We start from the raw sequence: 20146 nt of genomic DNA on the forward strand, positions 1-20146 counted from the left end.
TCCTAACCTTTAACTCCTAACTCTATTGTATAGCCAACACTACATCGGCAAAATCGGTGGCCGGGTCGGTGAAATATTCCACCACCCGCAGGCCGGCTTCGGCAGCCAGGGCTTCAATCTGGGGCAGGGTGAATTTGTAGGAATTCTCGGTATGAATTACCTCCCAGGCCGCGAAATCGAAGGATTCTTCGAGGGCGGCCACGCGCACCTGCTGCGCGCGGGTGCTCACCAGGAAGGAGCGCACGGCCCCGTTCAGGGGGCTGTAATCCGTGTAGTGCTGCCAGTGGGCGAGGTCAAAGTCAGCCCCCAGCTCGCGGTTGAGGCGGGTGAGCAGGTTGAGGTTGAAAGCCGCCGTTATGCCCTGCGCGTCGTCGTAGGCTGCCCGGATGCGCCGCGGGTCCTTCTGCAAATCGAAGCCGATTAGCAGGCGGTCGGCCGGGGCCAGGGGCGCGGCCAGCTGGCGCAGGAAATCGAGCCGCTCGGCCGGGCCGAAGTTGCCGATGTTCGAGCCCAGAAACAGCACCGCCTTGCTGCCCGGCCGGGTGGGCAGCTCGGTGAGCGCCGTGGCATAATCCGCCACCACTGGAACCACCTGCAAGTCAGGCAGCTCCTGCTGCAGCGCGGATACCAGTCCCGTCATGGCTCCCGCCGAAATATCCACCGGGGCGTAGGTAAATGGGCTGCCGGCGGCCAGCAGCTCGCGCAGCAGCAGCTTGGTTTTGGCCCCGTCGCCGGCGCCCAGCTCCACCAGCGCAAACTCGCCGCCGTCTGCCGGGCTCAGGGCCGCCGCGATGGCCGCGCCGTGTTCCCGAAAAATGGCAAACTCAGCCCGCGTGGGGTAATACTCTGGCAAATCCATGATTTGCTGAAACAGGCGACTGCCCGCGTCGTCGTAGAAATACATCGACGACAATGCTTTGGGCGCACGGCGCAGGCCTTCGGCCACGTGCTGCGCCAGTTCGGTCAGTACATTTATCATTTAACAATTAACATTTAACAGCCGCTGGATTTGCGCCCGGGCGGCTTGGTGGAATGGGAAAGATGAAAGCGTGTTAAATGATAAATGTTAATTGTTAAATGACCTTGCCAGGCGGATGCCCGTGAACTGCCAGCGCTTATCGGCGTGGAAAAAATTGCGGTAGCTGATGCGAATATGATTTTCGGGCGTGGCGCAGGAGCCGCCGCGCAGCACCAGTTGGTTCACCATAAACTTGCCGTTGTATTCGCCCAGCGCCCCGGCGGCGCGGGCGTAGCCCGGGTAGGCGTGGTAGGCCGAGTAGGTCCATTCCCAGCAGTCGCCCAGCAGCTGGTGGCATTGGGTGGGGTCGGCATCGGCGGGCAGGGGCTGCGGGTCGAAGAGGTTGCTTTCGAGCCAAGTGCCGGCGCTAGTAGTGGCCCCGAAATGGCGGGCGGCGGTTTCCCATTCGGCCTCGGTGAGCAGGCGTGCTCCGGCCCAGTTGGCGTAGGCATCGGCCTCGTAAAAGCTGATGTGGGTAACCGGGGCCTCAGGCCGCACCGCCTGCAGGCCATGGTGCGTGAAGCGGTGCCAGCCATCGGCGTGCCGCACCCAGTAGAGCGGCGCTTCCCAGCCCTCGGCCTGCGCCAGGTCCCAGCCCTCGCCCATCCAATAGCGGAAATCGCGGTAGCCGCCGGCTTCGATGAAGGCCAGAAACTCGGCGTTGGTCACCAGGCGGTTTTGCAGCTCGAAGGGGGCCAGCAGCACATCATGCGCCGCCAGCTCGTTATCAAAGCAAAAGCCGCTTTCCTGAAAGCCTATCCGGTGCACGCCGCCGGGCACGGGCAGCCAGGACGCTTCTTTTGAGTTAGAAGTTAAGAGTGAAACGTTAAGAGCTGATTCGGCAGAGGCTCCTGCTTCAACCCTTACCTTTTCACTTTTAACTTTTAACTCAAATAAGTCCTCTCCAAGGTAGGCCGGGGCCAACGGGCTGGTGCTGAGGATGTATTTGATGTCGGTGGCCAGCAGCTCCTGGTGCTGCTGCTCGTGCTGGAGGCCCAGCTCCAGCAGCTCAAAAAATACCGGGGGCAGGTCGCGCCGCTCGGTCAGGAGCCGGGCCAGCGCGGCATCGACGTGGGCACGGTAGGCCAGCACATCGGCCAGGGCCGGGCGCGAGAGCGTGCCCCGGTCGGCCCGGTTCACCCTGGAGCCGAGGGAGTTGTAGTAGGAATTGAACAGGTAGGCGTATTCCGCATGGAACAGCTCGTAGCCGGGCGCGTACTCCTTCAGCAGGAAGGTTTCCCAAAACCAGGTGGTGTGGGCCAGGTGCCATTTGGGCGGGCTCACATCGAGCATGGGCTGCACCACGGTGTCTTCGGGCAGCAGCGGCGCGCACAGGGCCTGGCTTTGGGCGCGCACGGCACGATACCGGGCCAGCCAGGCCGGGGCCACGCGGGGAGCAGGTGGTGAAACGAGGGCGTGAGTCATAACAAAAAAGCCGGGTAAGTAGTCGGGCCTGCACCACTAACCGGATTAGCAGTACCGAGGTTGTACAGGTACTTACGAAATCCTGGGGTCGGTTAGCTCATTTTTAAAAGAACTAAACACGTAGCAACAGCGAAAAATACGTAGAAGCTCATCGGTAAAAAGTGGTATTTACGCCTATTTTCAGCAAGAAAAACAACCATTGCCGACAAGATTAGTAGGTAATGTTGGCCATCCAAGCTACCATTGCTACATACAAAATCATCTTTCCTTATTCACATGAAAACTGCCGCTCTAACCGCCGAGGTAGCTATTGCCCCAACCCTCAAAAGCAACACCCGGCCTGCTAATCGCGTGGGCACTAAAAGCCGCCGCGGCTTTGCTGCCATGAGCCCCGAAACCCAGCGCCGCATTGCCAGCGAAGGCGGCAAAGCATCGCACGCCAGCGGCCGGGGTCACCGCTTTTCGGCCGATGAGGCCCGCGATGCCGGCCGCAAGGGTGGCCTTGTAAGCCGCCGGGGCAAAAGCGCCCAGGCAAACTAATCCGCACTGCCACGACCCACCGATGAAGCGTGGCGCGCATCTTTGCGCCATGCTTCATCTCCGCTTTTCGCAGCGCGCGTTGCGCTTTAGTTTTTCAGCCCGCACTTCGCGGGGTGCTCTGGCCGAACATGTGGCCTGGTACCTGCACCTCACTGATGATGCCCGGCCGGGCGTAGAAGGCCTTGGCGAAGCGGCTCCCTTGGCCGGCCTCAGCCCCGACTACGGCCCTGGCTTCGCCACCGCCATCACCGATTTATGCCACCGCTTCAATGCCGGGGCATTGGCTGCTTTCACGGCGGCCGATGCTCCGGCTTTTGTTGGTTCGGGGCTGCCGGCGCTCACGTTTGCGCTCGAAACCGCCGCGCTCGACCTGGCCCGGGGCGGCCAGCACCAACTCTATTCCAATGCTTTCAGTCGGGGTGAGGCGGCGCTGCCCATCAACGGCCTGGTGTGGATGGGCGACGCGGCCTTCATGCGGGAGCAAATTCAACAGAAGCTGGCGGCGGGCTACTCCTGCCTGAAACTCAAAATCGGGGGCTTGGACTTTGCCACCGAGCTGGGCCTACTGGCCGAAATAAGAGCTGTAGCGCCGCCCGAGCGCCTCACGCTGCGCGTGGATGCCAACGGGGCTTTCGCGCCGGCTGAGGCGCTGGGCAAGCTGACCCAGCTGGCGGCGTTTGCTATCCATTCCATCGAGCAGCCCATTGCGGCGGGGCAACCGGCCGAGCTGGCCGAGCTGTGCCGCACCTCCCCCATTCCCATTGCCCTCGATGAGGAACTGATTGGCGTGACCGACCCCGCGCAGCAGGCGGCCCTGCTCGATGCCGTTCGGCCCGCCTACATTGTGCTCAAGCCCACGCTGCTGGGCGGCCACGCCGCCACCCGCCACTGGATTGCCCTGGCCGAGGCACGCAGCATCGGCTGGTGGATTACTTCGGCCCTGGAATCCAACGTAGGCCTGAACGCCGTGGCCCAGCTCACGGGCGAGTACGACGTGAGGGATTTCGCCCAGGGACTGGGCACGGGACAGCTCTATCACAATAACTTAGCTGCGCCGCTGCACATCAGCAACGGGATGCTGCGCTACGCTCCCACTGAGGCCTGGGAAGCGCCCGAATAGACGCCAGTGAGGGGGCGACGCCCCGGTACCGGAGTATTGAAGTTACTGGTTTCTCGTTGCTGGTTGGTGATTTGCAATTGAAGCTGTTTAGCAAATCGGGTTGCGCCGGTCCGACCGCCTTAGGCGGTCCGACCGGTTGTCGTTGGCATCGGCTCAACAAGCCCTGGTGCCGTTCTCGCGGCAACCGGTCAGACCGCCTAGGGCGGTCGGACCGGCGCAACGACTTTGGGCTGACTTTCCAAACAGCTTCATTGCTATTTAACCAGCAATGAAAAATTAAAACTTCTGCTTGAGAAGCAAGGTTTCCGCACCAAAAATTGCCGACTGCTTTTGACCGGTTTGGAGAAGAAATCAATAACGGATGGTGTACGGGTAGATTTTATGCCAGGTTGCTGGTTAGTTCTCGTCCTAAAAAACGGCTCAACAGCATTCAACCAGAAACCAGCGACGAGAAGCCCGCGACAAAAACACCAGCCGCAGCAGGCATTGCGTGACAACTGTTAATAATGGCGTGTCTTTTCGCTTTATTTACCCGTCTGCTTGAGTCGTCCCGATTATGCGTAGCCCGCACTTGGTGTATTTGCTGGTTGTCTGGGTCCTTTGCCGGGGGCTGAGTTTGCCCGTTTGCGCTCAGCCAACGCTGCCACCCGGTCCCTTCGCCTTCATCCGCCCCAACACCCACCAGACCACGCTCAACTTTCAGGTGCAGCGTAACTTACTAGTGGTGAAGCTGCGCCTGAACGGGGCCGGGCCCTTCAATTTTCTGCTCGATTCCGGCGTGGGCACGTCCATCATCACGTCGCCGCAACTGGCCGACTCGCTGCGCCTGCGCCGGGGGCAGTATTTCCGGGTGGTGGGCATGGGCGGCGCCGATACCGGCCTGCTCGCCTACCAAACCGACAGCGTGCGCGTGGAGGTGCCGGGCGCGGTGGCCCGGCACATGAGCTGGCTGGTAATGTCGGACGATGTACTCAACCTGTCGGGCTACGTGGGGCTGCCCATCAGCGGGATTCTGGGCTCTGAGCTGTTTCGCAGCTTCGTGGTCACCATTCATTCGGACCTGTCTTCCCTGGAGCTTACCGACCCGGCCACCTACCGCACGCCGCGCGGCAAGCGCTGGTCGAGCCTGCCGCTCTCGCTGGAAAATAACAAGGCCTACGTCACCTTGCCCGTGCAGCTCAACGACTCGCTCACGATGCCGCTCAAGCTGGTGCTCGATACCGGAGCCAGCCACGCCCTGTCGCTGGAGCTAGACTCGGACGCGCGCATGGCGGCCCCCGTCCGCCGCCTGCCGGCTGAGCTGGGCCGGGGGCTGTCGGGCACGGTGCGGGGCTTTCTGGGGCGGGTGCCCATCCTGCACCTGGGCCGCTACACCATGCACTCGGTGCTCACCTCCTTCCCCGATGCCGGCGATGTGCACCGGCGCATCGACGTGCCCCGCAACGGCAACGTGGGCTACGAGCTGCTGAAACGGTTTTCCCTGGTTATCGACTATCCGCACCGCCGGCTGCTGCTCCGCCCCAACACCAAGTTTCGGGAGCCGTTCGAGCACGATATGTCCGGCATCGACCTGCTGGCTACCGGCGAGAGCTACCACCGGTTTCTGGTGCTGCGGGTCGTGCCCGACTCACCGGCCGCCATTGCTGGCGTCGAGGCCGATGAAGAATTGCTCAGTATCAACTTCCTGCCAGTGAATACTTTTTCACTGACGCAGCTCGACCGCATGCTGCACTCTGAAGACGGCCGCGTGCTCCTGCTCGTGCTGCGCCGGCCCGACGGCAACCTCCACACCGCCACCCTGCGCCTCAAACGCCAAATCTGACGCCCCGGCTTGCGGGCCGGCGGGCTACCTTCGTGCCTCCATTCTCCCCTATTCTCATTATGACAGCTCGACTTTTAATTCAGCTGGCCGCCCTGTTCGGCGGTCTGGGCGTGGCCATCGGGGCCTTCGGAGCGCACGCTCTACACGACATGCTGGTGAAGGCCGGCCGCGCCGATACCTTCGAAACCGCCGTGCGCTACCAGTTTTACCACGCCCTGGCGGCCCTGGCCATTGGGGTGCTCTGGGCCACCCGCCCCGAGCTGCGCAGCCTGGGCACCACGGGCGCGCTTTGGCTGGGCGGCATCGTGGTATTCAGCGGCTCGCTCTACGCCCTGTGCTTCACGGGCGTAACCAAGCTGGGCGCGGTGGCTCCCATTGGCGGGCTGCTGTTCCTGGCCGGCTGGGTGAGCCTGGCGCTGGCCGTGCGCGAGCTGTAGGTTTGAAGCCGGGTGGTGCAACGACCGAAAATTCGTCGTAGCATTCCGCTTTAAACCATTTGTTAGGAAGCCAAAAAGGCCGTCTGCTTGCGCAGCCGGCCTTTTATATTATAGGTTTTCAGTCGCTACCGAAAGCTTATTTCACTTTGGTTTTCAGCTTGGTGTCGCCCGACTTTTCCTTCACCTTCTTGCCGTTGTCTTTCATGGTGGCCATCGGCGTGGTGTCGGTCACAGTCATGCTCGGCGTGGCGTTGGCGGCGGCCGTCGAGGCCTCTTTTACCTCCCCAACCAGCGAAACGGTAGCGCTGCCAGCGGCGGCGTTCGACTCAATGGTCAGCACTTTGTTCTGCATGCCCATTTTGCCGGTCGAGTTGAAGTGGGCGGCGATGGTACCGGTTTTGCCGGGCGCAACCGGTGCTTTGGTCCACTCCGGGGTGGTGCAGCCGCAGCTCACGCCAATGTTGGAGATAACGAGGGGCGCCGTGCCCGTGTTCTTGAACTTGAACGTGTGGTCGACGGTACCACCCTGCACCACGGAACCGAAGTCGTATTTCACTTCTTCGAACGTGATGGCGGGGCCGGCGGTGGTGGCGGCCTTAGCGGCCGGAGCCTGGGCCTGCGCGGTGTAAGCGGCAGCGGTCAGGCTCAGGGCGAGAAGCAGGGATTTTTTCATAAAATTCAGAAGGGAATGAAACGTTGATGAGCTGGGGGATAAACAAATTTAGTGCTTTCGGACGCACTCACAAATTTCTGACCAAACTAGCCGGCTATGTCTGAAGAAACGGTGAAGCATTCCTTCTTAACGAAGCAGGCCTCTGGATGATTCCGCGTTTGCCGGGCGGCTCAGTCTTCCTCCACCGGGTCGCTGATTAGCTTCTGCTGAAAGTTGAGCAGAAACAGCCGCTCCGAAGCCCGCGTGATGGCCGTGTAGAGCCAGCGCGCAAACTCGCCCGCCAGCGGCTCATCGGGTTTCAGAAAGCCGTGGTCTACAAACACGGCCTGCCACTGCCCGCCCTGGGCCTTATGGCACGTCAGGGCGTAGGCAAATTTGATTTGCAGGGCGTTGAGGTAAGGGTCTTTGCGCATTTCCTTGTAGCGCTCGGCCTTGGTTTTGAGGTGAGCATAATCCTCGCTCACGGCCATATACAGGGCATTGTTGCGGTCGGAGGGCAGGGCCGGGCTCTCGGTGTGCAGCGTGTCGAGCAATAGCTTGACTTCAATTTCGGGCTCGTCGGGATAATCCACGAGCCGCACCAGGGCCTGGGCAAAATGAAAGCCGTACACCTCTTCCCGCCGAATGACCTTCCTGATTTCCAGAAAGTCGCCGTTGGCCAGAAAGCCGATTTCCGACTCCTTGGGCAGCCAGTAATAGTTGTTGCGCACCACCATCAGGTAGTCGCCGCCCTCAATCTCCTCCTCGGCATCAAACAACGCCCGGCGAATAAGCTGGTTGTACTGGTTGGCGTTGCGGTTGGAACGGCAGATGATGGTGGTGTTTTCGTGGCCGTACTGGCGGTAGGCCCAGCGCAGGCCGTCCTCCAGCTTGTCGCCGCCCATCTTAAAAATATCCCGGAAGCCCTTGGTGTGCAGCTGGATATTGGGCGCTTGCTCCCGCAGCTCCTCGCGCAACTCGGTGGCATTTACCAGAATACCCGATTCCTGGGCCTGGCGCATCACCTGGCGCAGCTCCACGGTGCCCACCTCGGCGCGGAAGCGGTGGGCCAGCAGCTCCGGGTCGAGGGCCGGGCTCAGGAGCTGGCCCACCGGCGGCAGCTGCGCCGTATCGCCGATAACGAGGAGCTTGTTACTGGTTTTCTCGAATACGAAGCCCATCAAATCATCCAGCAAGCCATTCTCGCCGAAAGCTTTTTCGTCCGAAATCATCGAGGCTTCGTCCACGATGTACAGCGTTTGCTCGGCGCGGTTGGGCTGGCGCTGGAAGTTGAGCCGCTCGGAGGGCGAACCGCTAGTTTGGCGGTAAATCTTTTTGTGAATGGTGCTGGCAGCCACGCCCGCGTAGCCGGCCATCACCTTCGCCGCCCGGCCTGTGGGGGCCATCAGGGTGTATTTGCGCTGCATTTTGTGCAGCCATTGCACCAAGGCGCTCACCACGGTGGTTTTGCCGGTGCCCGCGTAGCCGCGCAACACAAACACCTTGCGGCCCGGCAGCTGGTCGCGCAAAAACGCGTCGAGCTGGGCGAAGAGCAGGGCCTGGTCGTCGGTGGGCTCGTAGGGGAAGTAGTCGCGAACGGACGGGGTGCGGAGGGAGAGCACTACGGAATCAGGATATAGTTAACAAATGTAAGCCTTGGCAAAGAGGAAGAACTTAAACCCCGGTAGCCGTGTATATTTGTGTAGGTCGGCACCTAGGTACCGATTTAGGCCGGGGCGAAAGCCCGGGCCCCACCAAGGGGTGCATGGTCGACCATGCACCCCTATTTTTTTATTGTAGTACGCCGCGAAAGAGGTTACCGACTATTTCCTGTCGGCTAAACGTATGAAGTGCACGCCCGAGCAGCACTGCTACAGCCACGATATTGGGGGTGCGTTATGTGCGGTCATAGATGCCGTCTTCCAGCAGCTTCAAAGGAAACTCGTTGGGTAGCCACAACAAAATGCGGTCGGCCTGTCGGCTACCATCCCGCAGGGCTTTGTCGATAGCATTACGACTAATTGCCGACGGTTTTTTGAACTCCCAGAAAATGTCATTGCGAGTAGCATCGGGGCTCTTCTCCCCACTTACGGCAGCCACCGGCAGCAGGCGTACCCGTTCCCCGCGCGCTGCAAGAAACAGGGCAATGGGAATATTCTGACGGCTTTCGAGCTTGCCGTGGGTTTCGTGCATATCCACGAAGCTGCCATCGCCCCCCTGAAAGACACGAAAGTAGCCTGGCAAGAATCCCTCAAAAGCCTGGCTCATATTACTGCGGCTCAATCACGGCCATCGTGGCGCTGGCTTTGGCAATCATCAACTCATCGCACCACACCTCAGCCTCGCAGAAGTGCAGGCGGCGGCCGGGCTTTAGCACCCATCCAATGGCGCGGAGCCGCTGCCCCACGCCGGGGTGCAGGTAGGAGATTTTCAAATCGGAGGTGACCACCCCCACGCCCTCGGGCACCAGCGTTACGGCGGCGAAGCCGGCGACCAAATCGGCCAGCGTGGCAATGAGACCACCGTGCGTGAAGCCATGCTGCTGCAAGTGCTGGCTGGCGATGGTAAGCTCGGCTTCGACGCGGCCGGGGGTGATAACCGTGAGGTCGGCCCCGATGAGGTGCATAAAGCCCTGACCCAGCAGCTTGCGGCGAATGCGGGTTTCGAGGTCGGTAGAAGTAACGGGAGCGGGAAAGTTATTTTCGGAATTCATGCGCCAAAGGTACTGGCTTGCGCAGGCCCCCCGCACCTCGGGGCGCAACAATTGGCCAGTGCGGAGGCCCCCAGCCCAGCGCAACAGCGGAGCCAGGCCGACCCATAAGCTCTTCGATAACACCTCCTTGCCCCGCCTCAGATTTTATTAGTAAAACAATGTCGTTTTAGGGCCGTTTGCCGTACAAGGCTGCTTCCTGACAACCCGTAGGCCTTCCACTCTTTCCACCAAGCTATGCTCGATTCGCCGAATATTTCCCCCGACAATTTACTTCAGGCATATTCCGGCAAAGTGCGGGTACGGGTTGGGGGGCTGCTGCTGCGCGGCGGGGGGATGCTGCTGGCGGCCCACCGGGGCCTGCTGCCGAAGGATGCGCCGTTCTGGTCGCCGCCGGGCGGGGGCTGGCAGTTTGGCGAAAGCCTGAAGGAAGCGTTGGTGCGGGAATTTCGGGAAGAAACCGGCCTGACGGTGCGCGTAGGGCGCTTTCTGCACCTGCACGAGTTCAGCACCGATAAGCTCCAGGCCCTGGAGCTGTTCTTTGAAGTGGTAGCCGATGCCGACGCCCAACCCACGCTGGGCCACGACCCCGAACACGCCGCCGACCACCAGCTCCTGACCGAGCTGCAGTGGTTTACGCCCCGGCAGCTGCTGCAGGTGCCCCCGGCCCAAGTGCACCCGCTGCTTCGCATGGTGCTCAGCCCCGACGACCTGTTTGTGCCCCAGATGCGCTTCGTTTGAGCCGTACCCGGCCACTAGCCCGGGATTTGAGGCGAAAATCTGCCGGCCCGGGTCGGAGCATTTTTCGCGGCTTCGCCAGGCGTAGCCTTATCTTTAGCCCCGGCCGTTGGCCTGTTTAGCTTCGATTCGTGCCTGCTCCTACTACTTCCGCTTCTTCCGCGTCGGCGGCGATTTTGCCTCCCCTGTTGCGTCTTCGCGACGAAACCTTCGACCCCGCCAACTTGGGGGCCTACAACCTGTACCTGCTGGCCAGCCCGGCCCGCCTGCACCTGGCCGTGGCCGATGTGGAACGGCGCAAATTCGTCGTGCTGGAAGATTACCAGCTGCCCGGCGGCGGCGTGCCCGCCCTGGCCGCCCAGCACGATTTCCTGGGCCTGCGGGGCTGGAACGCCGTGCGGCTGGCCGTCACGGGCCGGGCGTTTACGCTGCTACCGTCTCCCCTATTCCGGGCCGGCGACGAGGCCGCCGCCCTGCGCCTGCACCACACCCCCACGCCCACCGAGGTGGTGCGCCACACTACTCATCCCGGCCTGGAGCTGGTGAACGTGTTTGCCGCCGACGCGGCCCTGGCCGAGTGGCTCACGGCCACGTACGGGGCCACCGGCCGGCTGCTGCACCACACCAGCGCGCTGCTGGCCGGGCTGGTGCACCAGCGCGGCGCGGCAGCTCCCCGCCGCTTATATCTCAACCCCGGCCCGCAGGAGCTCACGCTGGTCGTGCTGGGCCAGCACCTGGAGTACTGCAACGTGTTCCCATGCACCACCGCCGAGGACGTGGTGTACTACACCATCCTCGTGATGCAGGAGCTGGCGCTCGACCCCGACCAGGACGACGTGACCGTGTGGGGCGAGCTCATGCCCGATTCGGCCGTGTTCAGCCTGTTGCGCACCTACGTGCGCAACGTGCATTTCGGCCCCCGCCCCGGCAACGTGGAGTACAGCTACCGCCTCAATGATGTGTTCGAATACCGCTATTTCGACCTTTTCAGCCTGCATTTCGCCTGAAATAGAGTTGAAAGTTAGGAGTTAAAAATCAGGAGTTAGTAGTTGTCAGCGCATCGGTTGAAAACTCCTAACTTTTAACTCTTAACTTTTCACTCATAACTACCCTCAAATGCCTCGCACCGCCCTTTTTCCTGGTTCCTTCGACCCGTTCACCAACGGCCACCTCGATATTGTGCAGCGCGGGCTGGCGCTGTTCGACCACGTCATTATTGCCATCGGCACCAACAGCAGCAAGCAGCGCTACCTGCCTGTTGAGCAGATGCAGGGCCTGATTGCCGGGCTTTTTGATAACGAGCCCCGGGTTTCGGCACGCACCTTCAAAGGCCTCACGGCCGAGTTTGCCCGGGAAACCGGCGCTGCTTTCCTGCTACGTGGCCTGCGCAATAGTCCCGATTTCGAGTACGAAAAGCCCATCGCCTACGGCAACCAGCACATCAATGCCGGGCTGGAAACGGTGTTCCTCCTGACCTCGCCCACGCTCGGGGCCATCAGTAGCACCATTATCCGCGACATTCACCGCTTTGGGGGCAACGTGGATGCTTTCCTGCCTTTTCCGTTACCGCCGCTGGCGCACTAGCGCGGCAGCTACTGGCTGAGCGCCAGCGCCAGCACCCGCAGGCCCATAAACCGCGTGGGATGCTGGCGCTGGAAAAATGGCAGCACCAGGTATTCGGGTGAGCTGAGCTGCAGGCCGCTGCGAGCCATCAGCTCGTTCTCGTTGCTGCCCATCAGCATTAGCTCATTCACCTGGCGCGTTTGAGCATCGTAGGCCACCACAATGGCCAGGCCCCGGTGCTGAAACAGCACGGTCGAGTCGGGCTGCTCATTGGTATGGATTGAAGGTGCCCGCGTAGGGTCCAGCAAGGCATCCGGCACCGGCAGGCGCGGCCCCAATCGTCGGCTTATCTCATCGATGGTAAGCGGCAGCAGACCAGCCACATTCACTTGCGGCAGTTTCAGGGCGGCGGTGGCAACGGCGGGGGCTGTACGGTCGTGGTTGGGCTCATGAGCGCCCGAACAGGCCCCCATCCCAACCATCAGCACACCACCCAAAAGTATTTGAGACCACTGCATCGCCCGGTAAGGTACGGTTATTTACCGGTTGCCGGTTCTTTGGTGGGCTTGCCAGCCATGTTGCTGAGGTAGTGGCGCACCACCAGCGCAATGGAGGCGTACGAATCTTCCAGCTTGGCCAGGGCTTCCTGCGGCGACATCCAGCGCACTTCCTCGATGTACTCCTCGGTCTGGGGCTTCATCAGGCTGTCGTCGAGGCACTTCATGAGGTACCAGCTGGTTTTCTTCAGCATCTTATTGCCTTTGTAGGCGTAGCTGTGCCAGGTGCTGGGCAATTCCTCGCCGAGCTCCAGCTTGATGTTCGTTTCCTCCTCCACTTCGCGCAGCGCGCCAGCGGCTTGGTCCTCATCACTCTTGAGCTTGCCCTTGGGCAGGTCCCATTTGCCGAGGCGGTAAATCATCAGCACCTGGTCGCCCTTCACCACCAGCCCGCCGCCGGCCTTGGCAATTTTGAACTGGTCTTTGAAGTGCAGGGTGATGAATTTCTTCTTTTTGACCAGCATGGTCAGCGATTTCAGCTTTTTCAGCTTCTTCACTTCCATGAGGCGCAGCAGGCGGTCGATGAACAGCGGGCCGGCGTCGCGCACCAGCACATCGCCCACCAGGTCCTTAGACGTAAAGTCGTCGTCGGGGCTGAGAATGAGGTCAAATTTGTGCTTGTACACTTTTTCGCTGAGTTTCTTGATAACCAGCGGAATGTCGTTGATGAAAATGTTCATCGGAAGAAGCGGATTGAGAAAAGACGTCGGGCCAAAGCAAGCCGCCGAAGTCAGGAATAAGAATTAGGAGTCTGGTCGGTGGCAGCGGCTGCAAGATACGGGGCCGGACTGATTCGCCGGGTGCCCCCATCTTTGCGGCATGACACGTATTGGCCTGCTTTCCGACACCCACGGCTACCTCGACGAGCGAATTGCGCATCATTTGCGCGACTGCGACGAAATATGGCACGCCGGCGATTTCGGCGATTCCCGCGTGGTGGACGAGCTGGAGGCGTTAGCGCCGCGCTTCCGGGGCGTGTACGGCAATATCGACGGCACGGACGTGCGAAGGTCCCAGCCCCTGGTTCAAGACTTTGAGCTTGAGGGGCTGCGGGTTTTAATTACCCACATTGGCGGCTACCCGGGGCACTACGCCCCCGCTGCCCGGCCCCTACTCGACAGCGTGCGGCCGGGGCTGTTCATCACCGGACACTCGCACATTTTGCGGGTAATGCCCGACCCCCGGCGGCACCTGCTGCACCTGAACCCCGGCGCAGCCGGCCAGCACGGCTTTCACCAGGTACGCACGCTGCTGCGCTTTGGCATTGAGGCCGGCAAGGTGGTGGATTTGCAGGCCGTGGAACTGGGCAAGCGCGGCAGCTGAGAACGGTTCCCGCTGTGAAGGAGGACGCAGTCCACCGTGACAGCCGACACCCGTCCTGTGGCAAAGCCAACAAGCCCCGCGACCTGCAAAACAGGAAACGGGGCTTGTCGATTTTTTGGGCTACCCGGGGCAACCGGCCGAATTGCTTCGGCCCGTGCCCAATGGCCAGCGAAAAATTACTTACAGCGCAATCTCGGGCTTGGGGTGCTCACCTTCCTGACCGTCGGCGTTCACCGGCTTGGTCACGGCATCAGCGGCGTCGAAAGCGGCGGCGTTGTCGGCGGCTCCGGTGGTTTTAGCAGCCTTGGCGGCGGGAGCTGTAGCAGCGGGAGCGGCGGCACCAGGAGTGGTGAAGCGCGACTTCAGCTCTTCCAGGTCCACGTTTTTCAGGACGGGCGTGCGGAGCAACTCCTTGATAATGCTCTTCTTATTGTTGGCGCGGGCAATGTTCTTGCGGTGCTTGCGCTTGAGGCGGGTAACGGACATGGTGCCGGATTGGTTAAAGTCTAGGGGCTTACGAAACGGAGGGCAAAAGTAGGGCTTTCATTTTGAAAGTGCAAGCCCACAAGGCATTTTGCTGAATTACTGCGTATTCGGGCCGTGGATAGTCCCCGGGTTTCGGGCGCTACTTTTGCCCCGGCGGCTTTGCCCGGCCCGGGGAGCTTAGCGCTGGTTTGCGGCGCAGGAGGTTTCCGGGCGGCTTTTGCCGCGTCGGTTCCCATTCGCTCCCTACTATTGTCCCCATCATATGCCCGCTGAAAACCCCAAACTGCCCCTGGTTGATTTGCGCTCCGATACCGTGACCCGCCCCACGCCCGCCATGCTGACAGCCATGTGGGCCGCGCCCGTGGGCGACGATGTGTATGAGGAAGACCCCACCGTGCGCCGCCTCGAAGAAGCCGCCGCTGCCCGCTTCGGGCTGGAAGCCGGCCTGTTTTGCCCCTCGGGCACGATGACCAACCAGATTGCCATCAAGGCCCACACCGAGCCGCTGAGCGAGGTTATCTGCGAGCAGACGGCCCACGTTTACCTGTGGGAAGTGGGCGGTATTGCCTTTCACTCCGGCGCGTCGGTGGCGCTGCTGGCCGGCGACCGGGGCCGCCTCACGGCCGCGCAGGTGGAAGCCGCCATACGGCCCGAAAACGTGCATTATCCCACCACGCGCCTCGTGTGCCTGGAAAACACGCACAACCGGGGCGGTGGCAGCTGCTACAGCTGGGACGACATGGCGGCCATCAGCGAAGTGGCGAAGCGGCACGGCCTGGCGCGGCACCTCGACGGGGCCCGCATTTTCAATGCCCTGGTGGCTACCGGGCAGCGTAGCGAGGATTATGGACAAACTTTCGACTCCATCTCGGTGTGTTTGAGCAAAGGCCTGGGCGCGCCGGTGGGCTCGGTCTTGCTGGGCTCGAAGGCATTTATCCAGAAGTGCAAGCGCATCCGCAAGGTGATGGGCGGCGGGTGGCGGCAGGCCGGCTACCTGGCGGCCGCCGGCCTGTATGCGCTGGAAAACAATGTTGACCGCCTGGCCGACGACCACCGCCGCGCCGCCCGGCTGGCCGCCACGCTGCGCCTACAGCCCTACGTGGCCGAGGTGCTGAACCCGGAAACCAACCTTGTCATTTTCCGCCTGCACGACACCCAGCCCGCCGCCGGTTTCCTGGCCGCGCTGGAAGCACAAGGCATCATGGCCAGCAGCTTCGGGCCGCAGTGGATTCGCTTTGTGACGCACCTGGACGTAGACGACGCCATGGTGGCGCGCATTGAGGCCGCCCTGGCGGAAATATCGTAGAACCTTGGTGTTGTACGACCGTCATGCGGAGCCTGTCGAAGCATCACTACCGCAACAGTAAATCCTTGGAAGCAATTTGAATTAATTCTTCTGATTTTAAACGGTGTAGAGACGCATCTTTGCGTCTTGTCGTTGGGCGATTTTCTTCAACGACGAGACGCAAAGATGCGTCTCTACACCGTTCCAGCGATATTCTCAGCTCACTTAAACAGCTTCTTACGATTGGATTGCATTGCGCGGTGGCGATGCTTTCGACAGGCTCCGCATGACGGCCCTTTTTCTTTACCGATTACCCTCACTCTTACCCCGTTACCTTGGATTTATACACTGCCCTTGCGCTTCTGCTCGTTTTAGCTGCCGCCTTTGCTTACGTCAACCTGCGTTTTTTGAAAATGCCGACCGCCATCGGCCTGATGGTGCTTGGGCTGGTGGCATCGCTGGCGCTGGTGGGGCTGGCCCGGTTCGATGTAAAGCCGGTGCTGAAATTCGCGAATCTGGTGAACAAGCTGGATTTCAGCACCATCGTGATGCAGGTAATGCTGGGGTTCCTGCTGTTTGCGGGGGCCATTCACGTTGATACCCGCAGCCTGGGGCGGCTGCGCTGGCCGGTGGGCATACTGGCGCTGGTGGGCACGCCGCTGAGCACAGGCATCGTGGCCGGGGCCATGTACCTGATGCTGCCGTGGTTTGGGCTGCCCACGCCGTTTATCTATTGTCTGCTGTTTGGGGCCCTTATTTCGCCCACCGACCCGGTGGCCGTGCTTAGCATTCTGACCAAGGCCAATATTCCGAAAGCCCTGGAAACCAAGATTGTGGGCGAGTCACTATTCAACGACGGCGTGGGCGTGGTGCTGTTTGTGGTAACGCTGGAAGTGGCCCTGCTGGGCCCCGGCGATGTCACGCTGAGCCACGCCCTCGGCATCTTTCTGCGCGAAACGGTGGGCGGGCTGGTGCTGGGCACCGTGCTGGGGCTGGGCACGGGCTGGCTGCTGCGCACCATCGACAACTACCAAGTGGAGGTGCTCATCACGCTGGCCCTGGTGGCCGGCGGCACGGCCCTGGCCACGCGGCTGCACACTTCGGGGCCGCTGGCCATGGTGATGGCCGGCCTGCTGGTGGGCCATTTCAGCCGCACCGGCGGGGTGCTCTCCAATGAGTCGCAGAACTATGTGGACAAGTTTTGGGAGCTCATTGATGAAGTGCTGAACGCGCTGCTGTTTGTGCTGATGGGGCTGGAGGTGCTGGTGCTGCACATTCCCGGGCGCACGGTGCTGGCGGGTGTAGCGGCCATTGGGGTGGTGCTGGTGGCCCGCATGGTGGCGGTGGCCCTGCCGCTGGGGCTGCTGCGCATCCGGTCAACGTTTAAGGTTTCCGACCACGGCACCATTGTGCTCACCTGGGGCGGGCTGCGGGGCGGGCTGGCCGTGGCGCTGGCCCTGAGCCTGCCCGCCAGCATGCCGCGCGAGCTGCTGGTGGGCATCACCTACGTGGTGGTGGTATTTTCGATTATCGGCCAAGGCCTAACCATTGGGCCGCTGGTGCGCTGGCTGGGCGTGGCGCAGCCGCAGCCGGAAGAAGTAGAAAAACATGCCTAACGCACGTTCAAAGGGACCTTTCCGCTGCCTTTTTACTGTTTTCTGAGCCATGAATCTATTCATCATCGGCGATGTGCACGGCTGCTTCCGCACCTTCAGCCAGCTGCTGAAACACTGGAACCCGGCCACCGAGCACCTCATTCAGGTGGGCGATTTGGTGGACCGGGGCACTGGTACCCCCGAAACCGTGGAACTCGCCCGGCAGCTGAGTGAGCAGTACCCCGAGTCGACCACTTTCCTGATGGGTAACCATGAGCTTTGCCTGCTGCACCATTTCGGCCCCCAGGGCCCCTACCCCGCCTGGCTGAGCTGGGGCGGCCGCAGCACCGTAGACCAATACAAGCTAAAGCCCAGGCTACTGGCCCGGCATCTGCCCTGGCTCGAACAGCGCCCGCTGCTGTGGCAAAACGACCATGTGCTGGTCAGCCACGCCGGCCTGGCCGATTTCCCGCTGGCCGTAGTCATGGACCGCGACAACCCCGACGGCATTTTGTGGCGACGCGGGCCGCTTCGGCGGCTGCCGCAGTTGCAAGTGGTGGGCCACACCCCCATTAACGACGGGGAACCCCTGCATGCCCCCGACTCCCACACGATGTACATCGATACCGGGGCGGTATTCGGGCGCAACCTTACGGGCCTGCGCCTCTCCCCCACCGGCGAAGTGCTTGCTATTGTGATGATTCCCGTTGACCCCGCCGACCTGCCGGACTAGGCACACCTAATGCCCCACCAGATGCTCAACCAAGCCGCCATCGAACACCTTTCGGCCGCCGACCCGATTCTGGGGGCCGTCATCGCCACAGGCCGCGCCATTCACCCGCGCCCCCACGAAGACCTGTACCTGGCCCTGCTGCGCGCCATTGTGAGCCAGCAGATTTCGACCAAGGCCGCCGCCGCCATCTGGAAGCGCTTCCAGGCCCTGTTTCCGCCCGAGGGCTACCCCGAGCCGCGCGAAGTACTGGCCCTGAGCGAGGACGAGCTGCGCGCCGCCGGCCTCTCGCGCCAGAAAGCCGGCTACCTCAAAGCCATTGCCGAATACAATGAGCGCGGCCTGCTCGACTACGAGCACCTCACCAGCCTTTCGGAAGATGCTTTCACGCAGCACCTTACCGCCATCAAAGGCGTGGGCCGCTGGACGGCGCAAATGCTGCAAATGTTCGCCCTCGACCAGCCCGACGTATTCGCCGAGGGCGACCTGGGCGTGCAGAACGCCATGCGCCGGCATTACGGCCTGGAGGAAACCGGCCGCGCCCTGCAAAAGCGCATGATACTAATTGCCGAGCCCTGGCGGCCCTACCGCTCCCTGGCCTGCAAGTACCTGTGGCAGAGCCTGGACAATGTCACGCAGATTCCACCGTCGGTGTAGGGGTATTTGGTGATGCGAAAACGGTCATGCCAGAACAGTCATGCAGAGCATGACGAGCTGATAATATGGCATTTATGAATACTACTTCGCTGCTGCCACCGCAACTTTTGCGCCCAACTCAAACGTTTCTTCCTGCAGAAAAAACTCGCCCTGCTGCCGCAGAATGGCGATGTTGTTTATCTCGATTTTCAGGTTGTAGGTTTCCTCGTTGAGGAAGCTCAGCACCGGGCCCAGCAGGTCGGGGGTGGTGTCGTGCAGGGCCAGGGAGATGTGCGGTAGCCAGCAGTCGGGGCCGCTGAACTTATCGGTGCGCAGGCATAGCGGCGCGGTGGCCTCGATGATGCGGTGGTGCAGCGCATTGAGCGCGTCGGAGCGCAGCACCGGGATGTAGATGACGGGCCGCTCGCCCGGAAACACGCCCAGGCCGGTGGTGAAGGCCGAAAAGGGCTCGGTGGTGGCGGCCACGTCGGCCAGCACTTCCTTCAGGGCCGAGAGCTTATGCACGCCGGCCAGCTGGTAGGTCAGGTGCGGGTCGGGAGTGGCCTGCACGTCGTCGATGCCGAATTTCTTTTCGAGCCGCTTGATGATGCGGTTGATGCGGGCGGCGTGGGGCGGGCTGAGCAGCGTGGTGATGGCGAGCATGTGGGGCGGGGGCCAATCGGTGTTTTCGGTGGGGCAGCTGGATTGGAAATCGGGCTGAAATATCGGCTCACTGCTTACGGGAGTACGGCCAAGTAGATGCACGGGTAGGTTTATTTACGGTTTTGCATGGTTTGATTGAACTGCCGGCTCTGCCCGCGCGGGATGCTCAGGGACTGAAAATCCTCGCCCCGAATGATTTTGGCCAGCTGCACCAGCTGCCCAGCATGCGAGGCGTAGTGGGCCACCTGGCGCTGCACGGCCTCCAGCACGGTATGCGCCTCGCCCCGAATGGTGACGATGCGCAGCAAATCGGCGGGCTGCAGCTCGTTCAGCACATTGAACAGGACGTGCCACGCGGCCTCCCACTCCTGTCGCAGGGCTGGAATGCCGGCACCGTCCTGGGGCTCCTCAAATTCCTGGTCGCGCTGGCGGGTCGGCTTTTCGCCGTCGGTGGTCAGAAAATCGGTGAAGCGCGAGCGCAGGTTGCCCGCCATGTGCTGCATAATGACGGCCGCGCTGTTGCTGCCCGGCGCGGGCTGCTGTAGCCACTCGGCATCGCTGAGCTGGGCCAGGGCACGGTCGGCCAGGGTTTTGTACTGCTGAAAATTGTGGCGGAAGGCAGCCAGCAGGGCCGCGCCCAGGGCATCGGCGGAAGATGGGGTAGGCATAGGCTAAAAGTAATGAATATGACCGAGGTGGCAACTGTTCAGCTGGCATTTTCAAGCGGCCCGCTGGTCGGCAAACCTGGTCTTTTCATCGACTTAACGAAGCAAAGCACAACCCTGACCGGGTCCATTTGCGTTACCCGCTTTCCGCCTCCAGTCGTGTCCGAACCAGCAAAACCAA

The 20146-nt window shown here is 61.6% G+C and carries 23 protein-coding genes; 12 read left to right on the forward strand and 11 right to left on the reverse strand.

Annotation, left to right across the window (positions count from 1 at the left end; genetic code table 11):
• Positions 1-22: 22 nt before the first annotated feature.
• Both egtD and egtB read right to left on the reverse strand, forming a co-directional pair.
• Entirely contained in the window at positions 23-979 is a 957-nt protein-coding gene (gene egtD, locus HBN54_RS11775; protein ID WP_168673407.1) for an L-histidine N(alpha)-methyltransferase, read from the reverse strand.
• A gap of 87 nt (positions 980-1066) precedes the next feature.
• Entirely contained in the window at positions 1067-2443 is a 1377-nt protein-coding gene (gene egtB / locus HBN54_RS11780; RefSeq protein ID WP_168673408.1) for an ergothioneine biosynthesis protein EgtB, read from the reverse strand.
• 276 nt (positions 2444-2719) lie between these two features.
• Here egtB and HBN54_RS11785 point away from each other — a divergent pair, with 276 nt between their 5' ends.
• From HBN54_RS11785 to HBN54_RS11800, 4 genes are all read left to right on the forward strand, one after another.
• Complete coding sequence (locus HBN54_RS11785; protein ID WP_168673409.1) at positions 2720-2983, forward strand: KGG domain-containing protein; 264 nt, start codon at positions 2720-2722, stop codon at positions 2981-2983.
• Positions 2984-3032: 49 nt separating this feature from the next.
• A complete protein-coding gene (locus HBN54_RS11790; RefSeq protein WP_168673410.1) occupies positions 3033-4103 on the forward strand; it encodes an o-succinylbenzoate synthase in 1071 nt (356 codons plus the stop codon).
• 616 nt (positions 4104-4719) lie between these two features.
• The gene (locus HBN54_RS11795) at positions 4720-5925 is read left to right on the forward strand and encodes an aspartyl protease family protein (protein WP_168673411.1); all 1206 of its coding nucleotides are present in this window, start codon (positions 4720-4722) and stop codon (positions 5923-5925) included.
• A 59-nt stretch (positions 5926-5984) separates the two neighbouring features.
• Positions 5985-6362: a DUF423 domain-containing protein gene (locus tag HBN54_RS11800; RefSeq protein WP_168673412.1), complete on the forward strand. Its 378-nt coding sequence runs from the start codon at positions 5985-5987 to the stop codon at positions 6360-6362.
• Positions 6363-6498: 136 nt separating this feature from the next.
• Here HBN54_RS11800 and HBN54_RS11805 read toward each other — a convergent pair whose 3' ends face one another.
• The 4 genes from HBN54_RS11805 to HBN54_RS11820 form a co-directional block, all read right to left on the reverse strand.
• On the reverse strand, positions 6499-7035 hold the full coding sequence (locus HBN54_RS11805) for a DUF1573 domain-containing protein (RefSeq protein WP_168673413.1): 537 nt from the start codon (positions 7033-7035) through the stop codon (positions 6499-6501).
• Positions 7036-7205: 170 nt separating this feature from the next.
• Complete coding sequence (locus HBN54_RS11810) at positions 7206-8636, reverse strand: ATP-dependent DNA helicase (RefSeq protein ID WP_168673414.1); 1431 nt, start codon at positions 8634-8636, stop codon at positions 7206-7208.
• A 274-nt stretch (positions 8637-8910) separates the two neighbouring features.
• A complete protein-coding gene (locus HBN54_RS11815) occupies positions 8911-9282 on the reverse strand; it encodes a hypothetical protein (RefSeq protein ID WP_168673415.1) in 372 nt (123 codons plus the stop codon).
• 1 nt (position 9283) lies between these two features.
• Positions 9284-9727 (reverse strand): PaaI family thioesterase, encoded by a 444-nt coding sequence (locus HBN54_RS11820; protein ID WP_168673416.1) that lies wholly within the window; start codon positions 9725-9727, stop codon positions 9284-9286.
• 234 nt (positions 9728-9961) lie between these two features.
• Between HBN54_RS11820 and HBN54_RS11825 the strand changes: the two genes are divergently transcribed.
• The 3 genes from HBN54_RS11825 (at position 9962) to coaD (ending at position 12046) form a co-directional block, all read left to right on the forward strand.
• Positions 9962-10465, forward strand: a complete 504-nt coding sequence (locus HBN54_RS11825; protein ID WP_168673417.1) for an NUDIX domain-containing protein — start codon at positions 9962-9964, stop codon at positions 10463-10465.
• Between the two features lie 185 nt (positions 10466-10650).
• On the forward strand, positions 10651-11469 hold the full coding sequence (locus HBN54_RS11830) for a DUF3822 family protein (protein ID WP_168673418.1): 819 nt from the start codon (positions 10651-10653) through the stop codon (positions 11467-11469).
• Between the two features lie 109 nt (positions 11470-11578).
• Positions 11579-12046 (forward strand): pantetheine-phosphate adenylyltransferase, encoded by a 468-nt coding sequence (coaD, locus tag HBN54_RS11835; protein ID WP_168673419.1) that lies wholly within the window; start codon positions 11579-11581, stop codon positions 12044-12046.
• A gap of 8 nt (positions 12047-12054) precedes the next feature.
• Here coaD and HBN54_RS11840 read toward each other — a convergent pair whose 3' ends face one another.
• Complete coding sequence (locus tag HBN54_RS11840; RefSeq protein ID WP_168673420.1) at positions 12055-12543, reverse strand: hypothetical protein; 489 nt, start codon at positions 12541-12543, stop codon at positions 12055-12057.
• A gap of 17 nt (positions 12544-12560) precedes the next feature.
• Positions 12561-13262: an NUDIX hydrolase gene (locus HBN54_RS11845; RefSeq protein ID WP_168673421.1), complete on the reverse strand. Its 702-nt coding sequence runs from the start codon at positions 13260-13262 to the stop codon at positions 12561-12563.
• Between the two features lie 139 nt (positions 13263-13401).
• Here HBN54_RS11845 and HBN54_RS11850 point away from each other — a divergent pair, with 139 nt between their 5' ends.
• Positions 13402-13905, forward strand: a complete 504-nt coding sequence (locus HBN54_RS11850; RefSeq protein ID WP_168673422.1) for a metallophosphoesterase family protein — start codon at positions 13402-13404, stop codon at positions 13903-13905.
• A 180-nt stretch (positions 13906-14085) separates the two neighbouring features.
• On the opposite strand, the gene HBN54_RS11855 is transcribed toward HBN54_RS11850, so the two are convergent.
• Complete coding sequence (locus tag HBN54_RS11855; protein ID WP_168673281.1) at positions 14086-14391, reverse strand: hypothetical protein; 306 nt, start codon at positions 14389-14391, stop codon at positions 14086-14088.
• Between the two features lie 262 nt (positions 14392-14653).
• On the opposite strand from HBN54_RS11855, the gene HBN54_RS11860 reads away from it, so the two are divergent.
• The 4 genes from HBN54_RS11860 (at position 14654) to HBN54_RS11875 (ending at position 18658) form a co-directional block, all read left to right on the forward strand.
• A complete protein-coding gene (locus tag HBN54_RS11860; protein ID WP_168673423.1) occupies positions 14654-15697 on the forward strand; it encodes a threonine aldolase family protein in 1044 nt (347 codons plus the stop codon).
• 314 nt (positions 15698-16011) lie between these two features.
• Positions 16012-17292 (forward strand): cation:proton antiporter, encoded by a 1281-nt coding sequence (locus HBN54_RS11865; RefSeq protein WP_168673424.1) that lies wholly within the window; start codon positions 16012-16014, stop codon positions 17290-17292.
• A gap of 49 nt (positions 17293-17341) precedes the next feature.
• On the forward strand, positions 17342-18004 hold the full coding sequence (locus tag HBN54_RS11870; RefSeq protein WP_168673425.1) for a metallophosphoesterase: 663 nt from the start codon (positions 17342-17344) through the stop codon (positions 18002-18004).
• A gap of 21 nt (positions 18005-18025) precedes the next feature.
• Positions 18026-18658: a DNA-3-methyladenine glycosylase family protein gene (locus HBN54_RS11875; RefSeq protein WP_168673426.1), complete on the forward strand. Its 633-nt coding sequence runs from the start codon at positions 18026-18028 to the stop codon at positions 18656-18658.
• A gap of 81 nt (positions 18659-18739) precedes the next feature.
• Here HBN54_RS11875 and HBN54_RS11880 read toward each other — a convergent pair whose 3' ends face one another.
• Both HBN54_RS11880 and HBN54_RS11885 read right to left on the reverse strand, forming a co-directional pair.
• Positions 18740-19300, reverse strand: coding sequence for a 2'-5' RNA ligase family protein (locus HBN54_RS11880; protein ID WP_168673427.1), 561 nt, complete (start codon positions 19298-19300; stop codon positions 18740-18742).
• A 110-nt stretch (positions 19301-19410) separates the two neighbouring features.
• Positions 19411-19968, reverse strand: coding sequence for a DUF1572 family protein (locus HBN54_RS11885; protein WP_168673428.1), 558 nt, complete (start codon positions 19966-19968; stop codon positions 19411-19413).
• Positions 19969-20146 lie beyond the last annotated feature (178 nt).

Origin of the sequence: Hymenobacter artigasi, assembly GCF_012275535.1 — a bacterium.
GTDB classification, from domain to species: Bacteria; Bacteroidota; Bacteroidia; order Cytophagales; family Hymenobacteraceae; genus Hymenobacter; species Hymenobacter artigasi.

Excerpts from the sequence above, each read along its gene's own strand:
- HBN54_RS11840 (WP_168673420.1), bottom strand. The coding sequence starts at position 12,543 with ATGCAGTGGTCTCAAATACTTTTGGGTGGTGTGCTGATGGTTGGGATG.
- HBN54_RS11805 (WP_168673413.1), bottom strand. The coding sequence starts at position 7,035 with ATGAAAAAATCCCTGCTTCTCGCCCTGAGCCTGACCGCTGCCGCTTAC.
- HBN54_RS11800 (WP_168673412.1), top strand. The coding sequence starts at position 5,985 with ATGACAGCTCGACTTTTAATTCAGCTGGCCGCCCTGTTCGGCGGTCTG.
- HBN54_RS11850 (WP_168673422.1), top strand. The coding sequence starts at position 13,402 with ATGACACGTATTGGCCTGCTTTCCGACACCCACGGCTACCTCGACGAG.
- HBN54_RS11790 (WP_168673410.1), top strand. The coding sequence starts at position 3,033 with ATGCTTCATCTCCGCTTTTCGCAGCGCGCGTTGCGCTTTAGTTTTTCA.
- HBN54_RS11845 (WP_168673421.1), bottom strand. The coding sequence starts at position 13,262 with ATGAACATTTTCATCAACGACATTCCGCTGGTTATCAAGAAACTCAGC.
- HBN54_RS11885 (WP_168673428.1), bottom strand. The coding sequence starts at position 19,968 with ATGCCTACCCCATCTTCCGCCGATGCCCTGGGCGCGGCCCTGCTGGCT.
- HBN54_RS11825 (WP_168673417.1), top strand. The coding sequence starts at position 9,962 with ATGCTCGATTCGCCGAATATTTCCCCCGACAATTTACTTCAGGCATAT.
- HBN54_RS11860 (WP_168673423.1), top strand. The coding sequence starts at position 14,654 with ATGCCCGCTGAAAACCCCAAACTGCCCCTGGTTGATTTGCGCTCCGAT.
- egtD (WP_168673407.1), bottom strand. The coding sequence starts at position 979 with ATGATAAATGTACTGACCGAACTGGCGCAGCACGTGGCCGAAGGCCTG.
- HBN54_RS11870 (WP_168673425.1), top strand. The coding sequence starts at position 17,342 with ATGAATCTATTCATCATCGGCGATGTGCACGGCTGCTTCCGCACCTTC.
- HBN54_RS11820 (WP_168673416.1), bottom strand. The coding sequence starts at position 9,727 with ATGAATTCCGAAAATAACTTTCCCGCTCCCGTTACTTCTACCGACCTC.
- HBN54_RS11815 (WP_168673415.1), bottom strand. The coding sequence starts at position 9,282 with ATGAGCCAGGCTTTTGAGGGATTCTTGCCAGGCTACTTTCGTGTCTTT.
- HBN54_RS11855 (WP_168673281.1), bottom strand. The coding sequence starts at position 14,391 with ATGTCCGTTACCCGCCTCAAGCGCAAGCACCGCAAGAACATTGCCCGC.
- HBN54_RS11875 (WP_168673426.1), top strand. The coding sequence starts at position 18,026 with ATGCTCAACCAAGCCGCCATCGAACACCTTTCGGCCGCCGACCCGATT.
- coaD (WP_168673419.1), top strand. The coding sequence starts at position 11,579 with ATGCCTCGCACCGCCCTTTTTCCTGGTTCCTTCGACCCGTTCACCAAC.
- HBN54_RS11880 (WP_168673427.1), bottom strand. The coding sequence starts at position 19,300 with ATGCTCGCCATCACCACGCTGCTCAGCCCGCCCCACGCCGCCCGCATC.
- HBN54_RS11785 (WP_168673409.1), top strand. The coding sequence starts at position 2,720 with ATGAAAACTGCCGCTCTAACCGCCGAGGTAGCTATTGCCCCAACCCTC.
- egtB (WP_168673408.1), bottom strand. The coding sequence starts at position 2,443 with ATGACTCACGCCCTCGTTTCACCACCTGCTCCCCGCGTGGCCCCGGCC.